General features: G+C 64.4%; 13 protein-coding genes. 8 read left to right on the top strand and 5 right to left on the bottom strand.

Annotated features, from left to right (window positions below; translation table 11 throughout):
- The first annotated feature begins 7 nt into the window (after positions 1–7).
- From ABIC76_RS24500 to ABIC76_RS24515, 4 genes are all read left to right on the top strand, one after another.
- On the top strand, positions 8–778 hold the full coding sequence (locus ABIC76_RS24500) for a crotonase/enoyl-CoA hydratase family protein (protein WP_354535499.1): 771 nt from the start codon (positions 8–10) through the stop codon (positions 776–778).
- A 385-nt stretch (positions 779–1,163) separates the two neighbouring features.
- Positions 1,164–1,847: a CsgG/HfaB family protein gene (locus tag ABIC76_RS24505; protein ID WP_004634882.1), complete on the top strand. Its 684-nt coding sequence runs from the start codon at positions 1,164–1,166 to the stop codon at positions 1,845–1,847.
- A 49-nt stretch (positions 1,848–1,896) separates the two neighbouring features.
- Complete coding sequence (locus ABIC76_RS24510) at positions 1,897–2,262, top strand: DUF4810 domain-containing protein (protein WP_004634880.1); 366 nt, start codon at positions 1,897–1,899, stop codon at positions 2,260–2,262.
- Positions 2,262–2,924, top strand: a complete 663-nt coding sequence (locus tag ABIC76_RS24515; protein ID WP_004634877.1) for a DUF799 domain-containing protein — start codon at positions 2,262–2,264, stop codon at positions 2,922–2,924. Before ABIC76_RS24510 ends, ABIC76_RS24515 begins: the two co-directional genes overlap by 1 nt.
- Before the next feature lie 75 nt (positions 2,925–2,999).
- Here ABIC76_RS24515 and metE read toward each other — a convergent pair whose 3' ends face one another.
- Positions 3,000–5,330: a 5-methyltetrahydropteroyltriglutamate--homocysteine S-methyltransferase gene (metE, locus tag ABIC76_RS24520; RefSeq protein ID WP_354535500.1), complete on the bottom strand. Its 2,331-nt coding sequence runs from the start codon at positions 5,328–5,330 to the stop codon at positions 3,000–3,002.
- A 124-nt stretch (positions 5,331–5,454) separates the two neighbouring features.
- Between metE and ABIC76_RS24525 the strand changes: the two genes are divergently transcribed.
- Entirely contained in the window at positions 5,455–6,372 is a 918-nt protein-coding gene (locus tag ABIC76_RS24525; RefSeq protein WP_102065210.1) for a LysR family transcriptional regulator, read from the top strand.
- Here ABIC76_RS24525 and ABIC76_RS24530 read toward each other — a convergent pair whose 3' ends face one another.
- Positions 6,373–7,293, bottom strand: a complete 921-nt coding sequence (locus ABIC76_RS24530; RefSeq protein WP_354535501.1) for a LysR family transcriptional regulator — start codon at positions 7,291–7,293, stop codon at positions 6,373–6,375. It lies immediately after the preceding gene.
- A 113-nt stretch (positions 7,294–7,406) separates the two neighbouring features.
- On the opposite strand from ABIC76_RS24530, the gene ABIC76_RS24535 reads away from it, so the two are divergent.
- A complete protein-coding gene (locus ABIC76_RS24535; protein ID WP_102065208.1) occupies positions 7,407–8,564 on the top strand; it encodes an acyl-CoA dehydrogenase family protein in 1,158 nt (385 codons plus the stop codon).
- A gap of 104 nt (positions 8,565–8,668) precedes the next feature.
- Positions 8,669–9,307 carry an FMN-binding negative transcriptional regulator gene (locus ABIC76_RS24540; RefSeq protein ID WP_102066082.1) on the top strand — a complete coding sequence of 213 codons (639 nt, stop codon included), beginning with the start codon at positions 8,669–8,671 and terminating at the stop codon, positions 9,305–9,307.
- Between the two features lie 39 nt (positions 9,308–9,346).
- On the opposite strand, the gene fahA is transcribed toward ABIC76_RS24540, so the two are convergent.
- The 3 genes from fahA to ABIC76_RS24555 all read right to left on the bottom strand — a co-directional run bounded on the left by fahA (position 9,347) and on the right by ABIC76_RS24555 (position 13,747).
- The gene (gene fahA, locus ABIC76_RS24545; RefSeq protein WP_102065207.1) at positions 9,347–10,618 is read right to left on the bottom strand and encodes a fumarylacetoacetase; all 1,272 of its coding nucleotides are present in this window, start codon (positions 10,616–10,618) and stop codon (positions 9,347–9,349) included.
- Positions 10,619–10,936: 318 nt separating this feature from the next.
- On the bottom strand, positions 10,937–12,283 hold the full coding sequence (hmgA, locus tag ABIC76_RS24550) for a homogentisate 1,2-dioxygenase (protein WP_102065206.1): 1,347 nt from the start codon (positions 12,281–12,283) through the stop codon (positions 10,937–10,939).
- A 63-nt stretch (positions 12,284–12,346) separates the two neighbouring features.
- Positions 12,347–13,747: an MFS transporter gene (locus ABIC76_RS24555; RefSeq protein WP_354535502.1), complete on the bottom strand. Its 1,401-nt coding sequence runs from the start codon at positions 13,745–13,747 to the stop codon at positions 12,347–12,349.
- 133 nt (positions 13,748–13,880) lie between these two features.
- On the opposite strand from ABIC76_RS24555, the gene ABIC76_RS24560 reads away from it, so the two are divergent.
- On the top strand, positions 13,881–14,798 hold the full coding sequence (locus ABIC76_RS24560) for a LysR family transcriptional regulator (RefSeq protein WP_354535503.1): 918 nt from the start codon (positions 13,881–13,883) through the stop codon (positions 14,796–14,798).
- The last annotated feature ends 1 nt before the right edge of the window (position 14,799 follow it).

A 14,799-nucleotide genomic window follows, 5' to 3' on the forward strand; every position in this document is an offset into this window, starting at 1 on the left:
ACCGCCCATGCCCGATGCCGTGCTCTTCCAGACCGATGGCCCGGTCTGCACCATCCTGCTCAATCGGCCCGAATGCCGCAACGCGGTGGACGGGCCGACCGCTGCCGCGCTGCTCAATGCGTTCGAGCGTTTCGAAGCCGATGACGCGTTGCGCGTTGCCGTGCTTGGTGGCACCGGGGGCCACTTCTGTGCCGGCGCCGACCTGACGGCCGTGGGCGATCCTTCCAGACGCAATCATCTCGATCCTGACGGCGGCATGCCCGGCCCGATGGGCCCTTCGCGCATGGCGCTGTCCAAGCCGCTCATCGCTGCGGTAAGCGGCTATGCCGTGGCGGGCGGGCTGGAACTTGCGCTGTTGGCCGACCTGCGCGTCATGGAGCGCGACGCCGTATTCGGCGTGTTCTGCCGCCGCTGGGGCGTGCCCCTTATCGACGGCGGTACGGTGCGCTTGCCGCGCATCATCGGCATGGGCCGAGCGTTGGACATGATCCTGACCGGCCGCGCCGTTTCCGCTGACGAGGCGCTCGCCATGGGCCTGGCCAATCGCGTGGTCGGAATCGGCGAGTCGCTTGCTGCAGCGCAGAAGCTTGCCCGAGACATCGCTGCCTTCCCGCAGCAATGCATGCTGGCCGATCGAGCGTCGGCGTATGCGCAGTGGGATTTGCCGTTGGCGGCAGCGCTGCAACAGGAAGGTGCGCGCGGCACGCCGATGGTGTTTGCCGAAGGGGTGGAAGGCGCCGCGCGATTTGCAGGCGGTGCCGGCCGGCATGGCCAATAACCGCATCGCTCGCCGAGCAGGTTTTGCCCCTTAAAAAGTCAACCCGAAATCCGAGGGGGCTTTGAGTTGACCGATTGCTGCCTTCATTCACCGCATCAGCCGTTACAATTCGCGCTTTGCTGAAAATAATGGACGCAATGACGTCCAGATAATGCAAGGGTGGTGTGGGAGTTTCGTCGCGGCATACAGCGTTGCCAACGCTGTCGGCGCGCGCATCCGCGATGGGTTTGCCCGTCGTGCGGAGCGTTGCGGGCCGATCCAAATTTCCTCTGTTTTCGAATCAAGCGCGGGCCATCCCGTGCCGATAGTGCATGGGCGCTTCGCGTGCGTGCTCGAAATAATATTCTAGAAAATCAGATTTAAGTATTTTTAAGGGAGAAGTCGAATGAAGCAAACCTCGAAATTGATGATTGCCGGCGCCGCAGCGGTGGCACTCGGCATGCTCGGCGGGTGCGCGACCGAATCGTCGCAGGCACTGCCGGTTGCCAAGGTGGAAAGCGCGAGCCGCCCATACGCCGGCGTGCGGGCCCCGATTGCGGTGGGCAAATTCGATAACCGCTCGGCGTACATGCGCGGCGTGTTCTCGGATGGCGTGGACCGCTTGGGCGGCCAGGCCAAGACCATCCTGATCACGCATCTGCAGCAGACGAACCGCTTCTCGGTGCTCGACCGCGACAACATGGCCGAGATCAAGCAGGAAGCCGCCATCAAGAACACCGCACAGAAACTCAAGGGCGCCGACTACGTCATCACCGGCGACGTGACCGAGTTCGGCCGCAAGGAAACCGGCGATCAGCAACTGTTCGGCATCCTCGGCCGTGGCAAGGAGCAGGTGGCCTACGCCAAGGTCGCGCTGAACGTGGTGAACATCTCGACGTCGGAAGTCGTGTATTCGGTGGGCGGCGCGGGTGAGTACAAGCTGTCGAACCGTGAAGTGATCGGCTTTGGCGGAACGGCCAGCTACGACTCGACGCTCAACGGCAAGGTGCTGGACCTGGCCATGCGCGAAGCGGTGAACAACCTGGTCAACGGCATCGAAAGCGGCGCCTGGAAGCCGGGCGCGCAATAAGCGCAGACGCAGTCAAAACAACAACACGAAATCAGGGGTTACAACAGTCATGAGCAAGGTGTTTGCGATGTGGCGCGTGGCGGCCGGTGTGGCCGTCGGGAGTGCAATGCTGGCCGGTTGTGCCGGTCCGAAGCCGCTGTACCAGTGGGAAGGCTACCAACCGCAGGTGTATCAGTACTTCAAGGGTGAAGCGAAGGAAGCCCAGGTGGCTGAGCTGGAGCGCGGCCTGGAGAAGATCAAGGCGACGAATGGCGCCGTGCCGCCGGGCTATCACGCCCAGCTGGGCATGCTGTATTCGGGCCTCGGCAAGGACGACCAGATGGTCCAGGAGTTCAATACCGAGAAGGCACTGTTTCCGGAATCGGCAACGTACATCGATTTCCTGATGAAGAACGTGAAGAAGGGGACCAACTGATGGCCAAGCGCTTTCTGAAACTGTTTGCCGCGGCCGGCGTGGTGACCTTGATGGCGGGCTGTGCTGTGCCGACCAAGAACGTCGACTATGCAGCCTTCAAGGCCAGCAAGCCGCGTTCGATCGTGGTGCTGCCGCCGCTGAATGAATCGCCCGACGTGGGCGCCACCTACGGCATGCTCTCGCAAGTGACGGTGCCGCTGGCAGAGGCGGGTTACTACGTACTGCCAGTCGCGCTGGTGGATGAAACCTTCCGCCAGAACGGCCTGAACACCGCAGGCGACATCCATGGCGTGCCGGTGGCCAAGTTGCATGACATCTTCGGTGCCGATGCGGCGCTGTACATCACGGTCACGCAGTACGGCAGCAAGTACATGGTGGTGAGCAGCTCCACCGTCGTGTCGGCCGATGCCAAGCTGGTCGACCTGAAGAGCGGGCAGACGCTCTGGACGGGCCGCGCCAGCGCGTCCAACAACGAAGGCGGAAACAACTCGGGCGGCGGCCTGATCGGCATGCTGGTGTCGGCGGCCGTCAACCAGATCATCGCCAACGTGACCGACCAAGGCTACAAGGTGGCCGGTACGACCAGCGCGCGTCTGCTGTCGGCCGGGCAACCGGGCGGGTTGCTGTATGGTCCGCGCTCGCCGAAGTACGGCACGGACTAAGCTGCCGTCTGCCACAAGAAAAAAAACGCCAACCAGCGCAAGCCGGTTGGCGTTTTTTCTTTGGTGCTCCGACTTTTAAGCCGTCGCACCTTCGTCCTGCGTCGCCTTGCTCCCCGCATGCAGCGCATTGGCATGCTTGGCGCGCAAGCGGCGTGTGGCTTCCACCATGCCTTGCAGTGCCGCTTCCACTTCCGGCCAGCCGCGCGTCTTCAGGCCGCAGTCGGGGTTGACCCACAGGCGTTGCACCGGCACAACCTGGGCGGCCTTGTCGAGCAACGCTTCCATTTCTTCCACACGCGGCACGCGCGGCGAATGGATGTCGTACACGCCCGGCCCAATCTCGTTCGGGTATGCAAATTCGCCGAATGCGTCCAGCAGTTCCATGTTCGAACGCGAGGTCTCGATGGTGATCACGTCGGCATCCATTGACGCGATGGCCGGCAGGATGTCGTTGAACTCCGAATAGCACATGTGCGTGTGGATTTGCGTGTCGTTACGCACGCCGGAGGCCGACACGCGGAACGCACGCGCCGCCCATTCCAGGTAGCCCGGCACATCCGGTGCGCGCAACGGCAGGCCTTCGCGGAAAGCCGGCTCGTCGATCTGGATCGCGGCAATGCCGGCGGCTTCCAGATCGCACACTTCGTCGCGCAGGGCCAGGGCGATCTGCAGTGCGGTCTGCTCGCGCGGCTGGTCGTCGCGCACGAACGACCACTGCAGCATCGTCACCGGGCCGGTCAGCATGCCCTTCATCGGCTTGGCGGTCAGGCTTTGTGCGTACTTGGACCACTCGACCGTCATGGCTTCCGGGCGATACACATCACCGTAGATGACGGGCGGTTTCACGCAGCGCGAGCCGTAGCTCTGCACCCAGCCGTTGGCGGTGAAGGCGTAGCCCCACAGCAGTTCGCCGAAGTATTCGACCATGTCGTTGCGCTCGGCTTCTCCGTGCACGAGCATGTCGAGGCCGAGTGCTTCCTGGCGGCGCACGACGTCGGTAATTTCGGCGCGCATGCGCTGCAGGTAATCCAGCGCGGGCAGTTCACCGCGCTTGTGTTGTGCCCGTGCTTGGCGAATCTCGGCCGTCTGCGGGAACGAGCCGATGGTGGTGGTCGGCAGCAGCGGCAGGTTCAGGCGGGCTTGCTGCGCTTCTGCGCGGTCGGCATAAGGTGCGGCGCGTTCTGCATCTTCTGCGCGGATCGCGGCGACGCGCTTCTTGACGCCGGCGTTGTGCACGCGGCGCGATTGGGTGCGCGAGGCGATGGCGGCGCGGTTGTCATCGAGCGCCTTCTGTACGGCGGCGGGGCCCTCGACCAGCGCGAGTTTGAGGATTGCCAGTTCGTCCAGCTTCTGGCGCGCGAAGGCCAGCCAACCCTTGAGTTCGTCATCGAGCTTGGTTTCAGCGGACAGGTCGACCGGCACATGCAGCAGCGAGCAGCTCGGCGCGACCCACAGGCGATCGCCAAAGGCTTCGGCCAGCGGCGCCACGCGTTCGAGCACGCGCGCGAGATCGGAGCGCCAGATGTTGCGGCCGTCGACCACGCCAACGGAGAGCACCTTGTCGGCGGGCCACGGTGCGAACGCGCCAAGCTGGTCCGGTGCACGCACCAGATCCAGATGCACGCCATCGACCGGCAGGGATTTGATCAGTGCGGCGTGGTGCGAAGCGGCTTCAAAGTACGTCGCCAGCAGCAGCTTCGGGCCGTTGGCAGCGGCCAGCGCCTGGTAAGCGGGGCCGAATGCGTCCACCCAGGCTTGCGGCAGATTCAGCACCAGCGCCGGTTCGTCGATCTGCACCCATTCCACATTCAGCGCGGCCAGGCGCTGCAGCACAGCCGCGTAGGCCTGAAGCACTTGCGGCAGCAGCGCGAGCTTGTCGGTCAAGCCGTTGCGCGCCTTGGCCAGATGCAGGAACGTGACCGGCCCGATGAGCGCCACCTTCACGCGGTGCCCTGCGGCCTGTGCCTCGCGCACTTCGTCGAACAGCCATTCGGTGCCTTGGCCCCATTGCCGATCGAGGAGGTCGGGCGTCAGTTCAGGCACGAGGTAGTGGTAATTCGTGTCGAACCACTTCGTCATTTCCATGGCCGCGTGATCGGCATTGCCGCGGGCGAGCACGAACGATTGCGCCAGCGTCAGTTGCGCGGCATCAAAGCCGTAGCGCGTGGGAATGGCGCCGAGCAGGGCGGCCGTCTGCAGCACCTGGTCGTACCAGGCGAAATCGCCCACGGTTACAAAGTCGAGGCCGGCGTCGCGCTGGGCAGTCCAGTGGCGCTCGCGCAGCGCGCGGCCGGTGGCACGCAGGTCGTCTTCGGACGAGGTGCCTTTCCAGAACGATTCGAGCGCGAACTTCAGCTCGCGTTGCGCGCCGATGCGCGGGTAGCCGAGGGTGTGGATGGTCGTCATAGTGGTCGCAGGAGAGGCGATTCGGTTTTCAGTCCAGCGATGATCGGCGACCCGTTGTCATGAATCAAATGATATTATTTTCGATATCGTTGAATGATATTCATAGTTTGGAAATCGCACGAACATGCTCGAAATCCGCCATCTGCGCACGCTGATCGCCCTGGCCGACGGTGGCTCCGTCTCGCGCGCCGCCGAGCGGCTGCACCTCACGCAATCTGCGCTGTCGCATCAACTGCGCGCGCTGGAGTCGCACTATGGGCTGGCCGTCGTCCGCCGCAAGGGCCAGACGGTGGAATTGACCGAAGCCGGCGAGCGCATGCTGGAACTCGCGCAAAAGGTCGTCGCCGATATTCAGACCGCCGAGCGCGACCTTGAACGCATCAAGGGCCGCGCGGCCGGCACGCTGCGCATCGCGCTGGAGTGCCACACCTGCTTTGACTGGCTGATGCCCGTGATGGACGCCTTCCGCCAGCGCTGGCCGGAAGTCGAGATGGACCTTGTATCGGGCTTCCACACCGATCCGCTCGCGCTGCTCAAGGACGGCCGCGCCGACGTCATCATCGGCTCAGACGCCAAGATGCGGCGCGGCGTGGTGTTTGCGCCGCTGTTCCGCTTCGAGATCCTCGCCGTGCTGCCCGTTGACCACGCGCTGCGCAACAGGAAGTGGCTGGAAGCCAAGGACTTTACGGACCAGACGCTTATCACGTACCCGGTGCCCGAAGAGCGCATCGATCTGATCCGCCAGGTGCTGACACCGGCCGGCATCGCATTCAACCGCCGCACAGCGGAGCTGACCATCGCCGTGCTGCAACTCGTTGCCAGCCGCCGCGGGCTGGCCGCGCTGCCGAGTTGGGGCATCAAGAATTACGTCGATTACGAATACGTGGTGGCCAAGCGTGTCGGCAAGGAGGGCCTGTGGAGCGATCTCTACGCCGCCATGACGCGTGACTATGCGCAGGCGCCGTTTGCGCAGGACTTTATCGAGACGGCCAAGTCGATCTGCTTTGCGCAGTTGCCGGGCTTGATGCCGCTGGAAGCGTAATCAGGCGTGCCCCTTGCGGGACAGGCGCGGCAACTTGCCTTGCAGACCGTCTTTCAGGAAGTCCAGCAAGTGCCGTGTCGCGAGCGTCCGGTATCGGCTGGGCATTGCCAGCATGTAAAGGCGGCTGCCAAACACGCTGAACCGATATGCGGGCAGCACGCGTTTGACGTGGCCGTCGCGCAGATCATCGGCCGCGGCGTAATAGGGCAGGATGCCGAGCCCATTGCCCGAACGTACGGCGGCTTGCAGGAACAGGTAGTTGTCGGACGAGACGCCCGGGTCCAGCGTCACGAGTGTCCGCTCATCGCCCAGTTGCGCCGACAGCCGCAACGGTTGTCCGACCGCCGGCGCGCTGACGATGGTGTGCTTTGCGAGGGCATCGAGTGTTTTCGGCACGCCGTGCACAGCCAGGTAGTCCGGCGCGGCGCACAGCACCCAGTCGACTTCATCGAGCAACGTGGCGACCAGCGATTCCGGCGGGTTCGAAACAATGCGCAGCGCCACGTCCACATCCTCGCCAATCAGGTCCGACACGCGGTTGTCGAACCGCACATCCAGGCGGATATCCGGATACGCCCGCTTGAAGGCCACCAGCAGCGGCGACACCAGCAAATGCCCCAACCCCGTCGGCACCGACAGCCGCACGCTGCCTTGCAGCGACTTGCCGAGCGACGAGACCAGCGCGTCGGCGGCGGCCATTTCGCGCAGGATGCTGCGGCCGTGTTCGTAGATGCCGGCGCCCACCTCCGTGGGTTCCACGCGGCGCGTGGTCCGGCGCAGCAGTTGCACACCCAGCGCGCGCTCAAACGCCTTCAGCCGGTGGCTCACGTTCGAGCGCGTGGTCTGCAGCCGGCGTGCCGCCGCCGACAGGTTGCCCGCGTCGACGATTTCCACGAACAGCTTGAGCGCATTGAGATCCATGACGGCCTGCCAGATTGGTGAATGAGACTCGACATTCTGTTGATGCCGGTCCGGATTGTCAAAACGCGCCAACCCGGTAACATCGACCGGAACCTACCCCGGAACCCAGCGACATGGCGCTCGACGACGAATCCTTCGGCCTGCTGCAGCAATCGGTGCAGCGCTTCATCCAGGAACGGCTCATGCCGGCGGAAAACATCCTCGAGGAAGAGGATGACGTGCCCGCCGACATCGTTGCCGACATGAAAGAGATGGGCCTGTTCGGTCTGTCGATTCCGGAGGAGTACGGCGGCATTGGCCTGGCCATGGCCCAGGAATGCGAGGTGGTGTACGACCTCGGGCATACGGCGCTGGCCTTCCGTTCGGTGTTTGGTACCAACGTCGGCATCGGCTCGCAGGGCATCCTGATGGACGGCACCGATGCGCAGAAGGCCGATTACCTGCCGCGCATCGCCAGTGGCGAGCTGATCATCTCGTTTGCGCTGACGGAACCGAACGCGGGTTCGGACGCCGCATCGCTGCAGACGCGCGCCACGCTCGACGGCGATCACTACGTCATCAATGGCACCAAGCGTTTCATCACCAACGCGCCGCGCGCCGGGGCGTTCACGCTGATGGCGCGCACCGGCAGCGAAGGCGCCGGCGGCATCTCCGCCTTCATCGTGCCGGCCGATACGCCGGGCATCACGCTAGGCAAGCCCGACAGGAAGATGGGCCAGCGCGGCACCAAGACGTGCGATGTGATGCTCGACAACGTGCGCGTGCCGGCGGCCAACATCATTGGCGGCGTGGCGGGGCAGGGCTTCAAGACGGCGATGAAGGTGCTGGACCGCGGCCGCCTGCACATCTCGGCGCTGGCATGCGGCATGGCGCACCGGCTGATCACCGATGCCGTGGCCTATGCCAAGGAACGTAAGCAATTTGGCCAGCCCATTGCAGACTTTCAGTTGATCCAGGCCATGCTGGCCGACAGCCAGGCGGAGCTGTACGCCGGCATGTCCATGGTGCGCGACTGCGCGCGCCGCTACGACGCCAAGCCCATCGGCAAACAGGACCACGAAGTCAGCATGCTGGCGTCCTGCACCAAGATGTTCTGCACCGAGATGGTCGGTCGCGTGGCGGATCGTGCGGTGCAGATTCACGGTGGCGCGGGCTACATTGCCGAATACAAGGCAGAGCGCTTCTATCGCGATGTGCGTCTGCTGCGCCTGTACGAAGGCACCACGCAGATCCAACAGCTCATCATCGCCAAGAACCTGCTGCGCGACTAGGCTGGCCCTAACAATCTTCCGGAATGTGGCTCTGTTTTGGAGCCACGTTCTGGTTCAGAATGGGCGCTTTCCTGTTCGATTGCACGATCGTTGCCGGAGTCGCCATGTACATCCCCGCCCACTTTGAAGAATCGCGTCCTGACGCGTTGCACGACCTGATCGCGCAGAATCCGTTCGGAACGCTCGTCACGCACGGCGAGCAGGGGCTGGATGCGAACCACATTCCCTTCCTGCTGCTGCCCGAAGAGGGCCGGCTTGGCGTGCTGCATGCCCACGTGGCGCGCGCCAACCCGGTGTGGAAAGACGTCGCCAACGGCGATGAGGTGCTCGTCATCTTCCGCGCGGGCGATGCGTACATCTCGCCGACGTGGTATCCGAGCAAGCACGAGCACCACAAGGATGTGCCGACCTGGAACTACCGCGTGGTGCATGCGCATGGCCGCATCACCGTGCGTGACGACGAGCGGTTCGTGCGTGGCGTGGTGGCTCGCCTGACGCGTGCGCACGAGGCTTCGCAACCTAAGCCGTGGAAGATGTCCGACGCGCCTGCTGACTACATCGATGAGTTGCTGAAGGTGATTGTTGGTCTCGAGATCGAGATCACGCGCCTTGAGGGCAAGCTCAAGCTCGGCCAGAACCGGGAAGCGCGCGATGCACGCGGCGCTGGCGAGGCGCTCAAGGCCAGCGGCGCGCATGTCGTCGGTGACGCGATGCTCGCCGCGCTGGCGGCAAAGGCGGAATGATGCGAGCGGCGGACTGTTAATCCGTCGCTCCACACCGCATTACTTCACACTGCGTGCCGGCAGAATCTCGCCGCGCACTTCCCCAAAGCCCACGCGATAGCCATCGCCCTGGCACCAGCCGGTCATGGTGACTTCGTCGCCGTCTTCCAGGAAGGCGCGCGTGGTGCCGTTGCCGAGGTCCAGCGGCTGCTTGCCGTTGACAGTCAGCTCCAGCAGGCTGCCGTAGGAATCCGGCGTCGTTCCGCTGATGGTGCCCGAGCCCATCAGGTCACCCACGCGCACGTTGCAGCCGGACACGGTGTGGTGCGCAAGCTGCTGCGCCATCGTCCAGTACATCGCGCGGAAGTTGGTGCGGGCGATCGTGGTGCGCTCGCCGCCGTGCGGACGCAGCGCGGTTTCGAGGGCGATGTCGTAGGCGTTCGGCCGGCTCTGGCGCAGGTACTCCAGCGGCTCGGGCGATTGCGCAGGGTTGGCCACGCGGAACGGTTCCAGCGCTTCCATCGTCACGATCCACGGGGAGATCGATGTGCCGAAGCCCTTCGAGTTGAACGGGCCCAGCGGCACGTATTCCCATTGCTGGATGTCGCGCGCGCTCCAGTCGTTGAGCAGTACGACGCCGAACATGTGGTCCGGCGCTGCGTCCACGGAAACCGGCTCACCCAGCGCACTGGGCTTGCCGACCACAAAGGCCATCTCCAACTCGTAGTCCAGCTTGCGGCAGGCCGTGAAGATCGGGCGCGGCTGGTCGGGCAGCTTGATCTGGCCCATGGGGCGATGCAGCGGTGTGCCACTCACTACCACGGAGCTGGCGCGGCCGTTGTAGCCGATGGGGATTTCCAGCCAGTTCGGCAGCAGCGCGTTTTCGGGGTCGCGGAACATGCGGCCGACGTTGGTGGCGTGTTCTTTCGATGAATAGAAATCCGTATAGCCGGGGATGTCGATCGGCAGGTGCATCACGGCATGTGCCTGCGGCACCAGCGCGCGCGCATGCAGCGTGGCGTTGTCGCGCACGTGCGTGTCGGCCACGCTGAACAGGGCTTGCAGCTTCTTGCGCGTTTCCGCCCAGACGGGCTTGCCCAGCGCGATGAAGGTGTTGAGTTTGCCGGTGCGGAACGTGCCGCGTGTGGCTGCGGGGAGCAAGCCGGCGTCATCCAGCACGCCGAGATCGATGACCTGATCGCCCAGGGCTACGCCTGCGCGCGGCGACGGGTTTTCCTTGGTGGAGAAGATGCCGAAGGGCAGGTTTTCCAACGGGAAATGGGTGTCGGGGGTGTTGGCGGATTCGAGCCAGCTCAAATGGCGTTTGGTCATGATTGGGGCGGTGATTTGATTTGTTTGGGCGGTTATTTCTTGATGCTTGTTGGTGCATCCGCTGTTTCACCCCCTGCCGGGGGCGACTTACTTTCTTTGTCTTGCCAAAGAAAGTAAGCAAAGAAAGGCGCGCCCGAGATGGCGACTTCCCCTTGAATTTATGTCGCAGGGAGGGGAAGGAGCCAAACTCGCTACGCTCAGACAGGGCTCCTTCCTTTTTCCTCCCTGCAACAGAAATTCAAGGCGCCATCTAGGGCAGGGTACGGCCACACCTTCTGGATGCTCGCGTTGGCGTCAATGTGAATTCGTCGATCGTGCTTAACGCTTGGTCGGGTCGAAATGCTTCTTCAGGCCTTGCCAGCATTCGAAGTACTTGGCTTGCAATTGCGCGGATTCCGCTGCGAAGCGCGTGGGGCGGATCACCGCTGGCGTCTCGAACATGAAGGCCATCGTTGCGTCGACCTTGTGCGGCTTGGTGGTGTCGCCGTTGCTGGCTTTCTCGAACGTGTCGGCGTCGGGGCCGTGGCCGCTCATGCAGTTGTGCAGGCTGGCGCCGCCGGGCACGAAGCCTTCGGCCTTGGCGTCGTACACGCCCTGGATCAGGCCCATGAATTCGCTCGCGACGTTGCGGTGGAACCAGGGCGGGCGGAATGTGTTTTCGGCGGCCAGCCAGCGCGGTGGGAAGATCACGAAGTCGATCGTGTCCACGCCTGGCGTGTCGGACGGGCTTTGCAGCACCAGGAAGATCGACGGGTCCGGATGGTCGTAGCTGATCGAGCCGATGGTGTTGAACAGGCGCAGGTCGTACTTGTATGGCGCGAGGTTGCCGTGCCAGGCCACGACGTCCAGCGGCGAGTGGCCGATCTTCGCGGTCCACAGGCTGCCCTGGAATTTTGCGACGAGTTCGAAGTTGCCCTCGCGGTCTTCGTACCACGCGTGCGGGGTGAGGAAGTCGCGCGGGTTGGCCAGGCCGTTCGAGCCGATGACGCCGAGGTCCGGCAAGCGGAAGAGCGCGCCGAAGTTCTCGCAGATGTAGCCGCGCGCGTCGCCGTCGGGCAGTTCGACGCGGAAGCGCACGCCGCGCGGGACGACGACAATCTCCAGCGGCTCGACATCGACCACGCCCATCTCCGTCAGCAGGCGCAGGCGGCCTTGCTGCGGGACGATCAGCAGCTCGCCGTCGGCGTTGTAGAAGAAGCGGTCGGTCATCGACGCGTTGGCGGCGTACAGGTGGATGCCGCAGCCGGTTTGCGCGTCCGGCCCGCCGTTGCCGGCGAAGGTGACGATGCCGTCGATGAAATCGGTGCCGGCGGCCGGTGCGGGCAGCGGGTCCCAGCGCAGCTGGTTGGGCGAGGGCGGCACCTCGTTGAAGTTGCTGTGGAAGCGTCCCTGCGCCATGGCCTCGAACGGCAGATGCACGGCGCCCGGACGGATGCGATACAGCCACGAGCGGCGGTTGTGCGCGCGCGGGGCGGTGAACGCCGTGCCGGAAATCTGCTCCGCATACAGGCCATACGGCGCCTTCTGGGGGGAGTTCTGGCCGTGCGGCAGCGCGCCGGGCAGGGCTTCGGTGGCGAACTCGTTGCCGAAGCCGCTCTGGTAGGCGGGCCGGTCCAGCGACGCGGGGGTGAATGCGTTCTTGACCGTCGGGGCGAGCATATTCATGGTGAAGTCCTTGGAGAAAAAGTCAGGAGCGTCTTCAGGGAAAGCGTAGTCGTTACCGGGCCATCAGGCGGGCTTGCTGGTTGCGCGACGTGAGGCAAAGCGTGCGGCGTCCGGGCCACTGGCGGCCAGCGTAAGCGCCAGCACCATGCCGAACGACACCATCGCCGGCACCGCCGCGGTCGAGAACAACGCGGGGCCGCTCCATTGCATGGCAATCAGTTGTCCGCCGATCACGGGGCCGATGACGGAGCCGATGCGGCCCACGCCCAGGCTCCAGCCGATGCCGGTGGCCCGCAGCGTGGTGGGGTAATACGTGGCGGCCAGCGCATTTACCGCAGGCTGTCCGCCGACGATGCAGAAGCCCGCCACGAACACCACCGCCACCAGCACGGGCAGCGCAGCCGCCACATGGCCGATCAGCCCGACGGTGACGCAGGCGATCAGGAAGCACACGGCCAGCACGCGCACAAAGCCCAGGCGATCGATCAGCCGGCCCAGCGTGAGCGTGCCGATCACACCGCCTACCTGCAGCGCGGTGGCGACCAGCACAGCGGTATCCGTCGGGTAACCGGCATCGCGAATCAGGGTCGGCAGCCAGTTCGACAGGAAGTACAGGTCGATCAGGTTCATGAAGTTGATGACCCACAGCACGAGCGTGACCTTGGCGCGGCCTTCCGTGAAGAGCGCCGAGACCGGCATGCCCCGCGCCGGCGCCTCGGGCACCACGAATTGCGTCTGCGCGTTCACCTGCAGTTGCGGGGCGAGCTTGCCCAGCCAGCGAGCCAGACGTTGATGGCGCGTTTGCGAATCACCCTTGAGCACGAGGTATTGCAAGGATTCCGGCAGCCACAGCACCATCATCACGCCAATGGCGAGGGGTACGAGGCCGCCCACCAGAAACACCGACTGCCAGCCGAAGCGTGAAAGCAGCGCTGCGCTCACAAAGCCGCCCAGTGCCGCGCCGACGGTAAAACCGCATGACACGAGCATCATCCAGGTCACGCGCGTGCGTGCGGGGCTGAACTCGCCGGCCAGCGCCATCGCGTTGGGCATGATGCAACCCAGCCCCAGGCCCGTGACAAAGCGCAGGACAAGCAGGGCGTTCACTGTTTCCACCTGCGTGGTGGCCAGCATGCACGCCGCAAAAAAGAAGGTCGCAACGATCAGCACCGGCCGCCGCCCGAAGCGGTCGCCCAGCACGCCGAACACCAGCGAGCCGACCAGCATGCCGAACAGCCCCGCGCCGAACACCGGCCCGAGGCTCGCTTTGGTGATGTTCCAGTCCTTGATGATGGCGGGCGCCACATAGCCCATGGCCTGCACATCAAAGCCGTCGATGATCAGGCACAGCCCGCAGATGGCGAGCAACAGGATCTGGAAGCCGCCGACCTTGCCCTGATCGATCAGCCGGGCGAGGTCGATGGGCGTGGGTGGCGCTTCATGAGCAGCGGGGGCAGGGCGCATGGTGGTCTCCGGTGGCGGCGTTGCCGCTCTGTTTTGGATTCTTGGTATGCGCGTATTGTCCGGATCAGGTGGAAATTTGGAATATCAATGCGAGAATGCATGCTATTGATATTGTGAATGTTGGGGCGCTGCCATGCTCAACTTGCGGGATGTCGACCTGAACCTGCTGGTGCTGTTTCAGGAAATCCTGCGCGAAAAGCGCATCTCGGTCGTGGCCGAGCGGCTGGGCCTGTCGCAGCCGGCGGTGAGCAACGCGCTGTCGCGCCTGCGCCAGACTTTCGACGACGAACTCTTCGTGCGCACCCCGCGCGGCATGATGCCGACCGCACTTGCCGAGCAATTGGCCGAACCGGTGGCGATGGCGCTCGACACGCTGCAGCGCGCCTTCGGCCAGCGCACGCATTTTGATGCGGCCACTTCCACGCGCACCTTCACGATTGCCATGAGCGATGTCGGCGAGGTGTATTTCATGCCGGTGCTGGCGCAGTTATGTGCCGAGCAGGCGCCCGGCGTGCGCCTCGATACCATGCGGGCCGGCGGGTTCGACATGAAGGCCGAAATGGAGGCCGGCGCCATCGACCTTGCCATTGGCGCGTTCGATGATCTTTCCGGCGAGAGCCTCTTCCAGCGCCGCCTGTTCCGGCAGGATTACGTGACGATGTTCCGGCGCGGTCATGCGCTGTCGGAGGGCAAGCTCACGCTGGAGCGCTTTCGCGCCGCGTCGCACCTGGTGGTGGCAAGTTCGGCCAGCCCGTACAACGCGATCGGGCCGCTGCTCGACAAGGCGGGGATCACGCAGTCGGCGCGCTTTTCGGTGCCGCACTTCGTGGCGGTGCCGTACATCGTCAGTACGACCGACCTGGTGGTGACGGTGCCGCGCAAGCTTGCCGAACGTGCAGCGCCGCCGTTCGGGCTGGAGTTTGTGGCGCCGCCGCTCAAGCTGCCCGCGTTGAAGACGAATGTCTTCTGGCACCGGCGTTTCCATCAGGACGCCGGCAACCAATGGCTGCGCAACCTCGTTGCGCAGCGCTTTGCCGAACTGGAAGGCTAGG

The organism is Ralstonia sp. 1138, assembly GCF_040544795.1.
GTDB lineage: Bacteria > Pseudomonadota > Gammaproteobacteria > Burkholderiales > Burkholderiaceae > Ralstonia > Ralstonia flatus.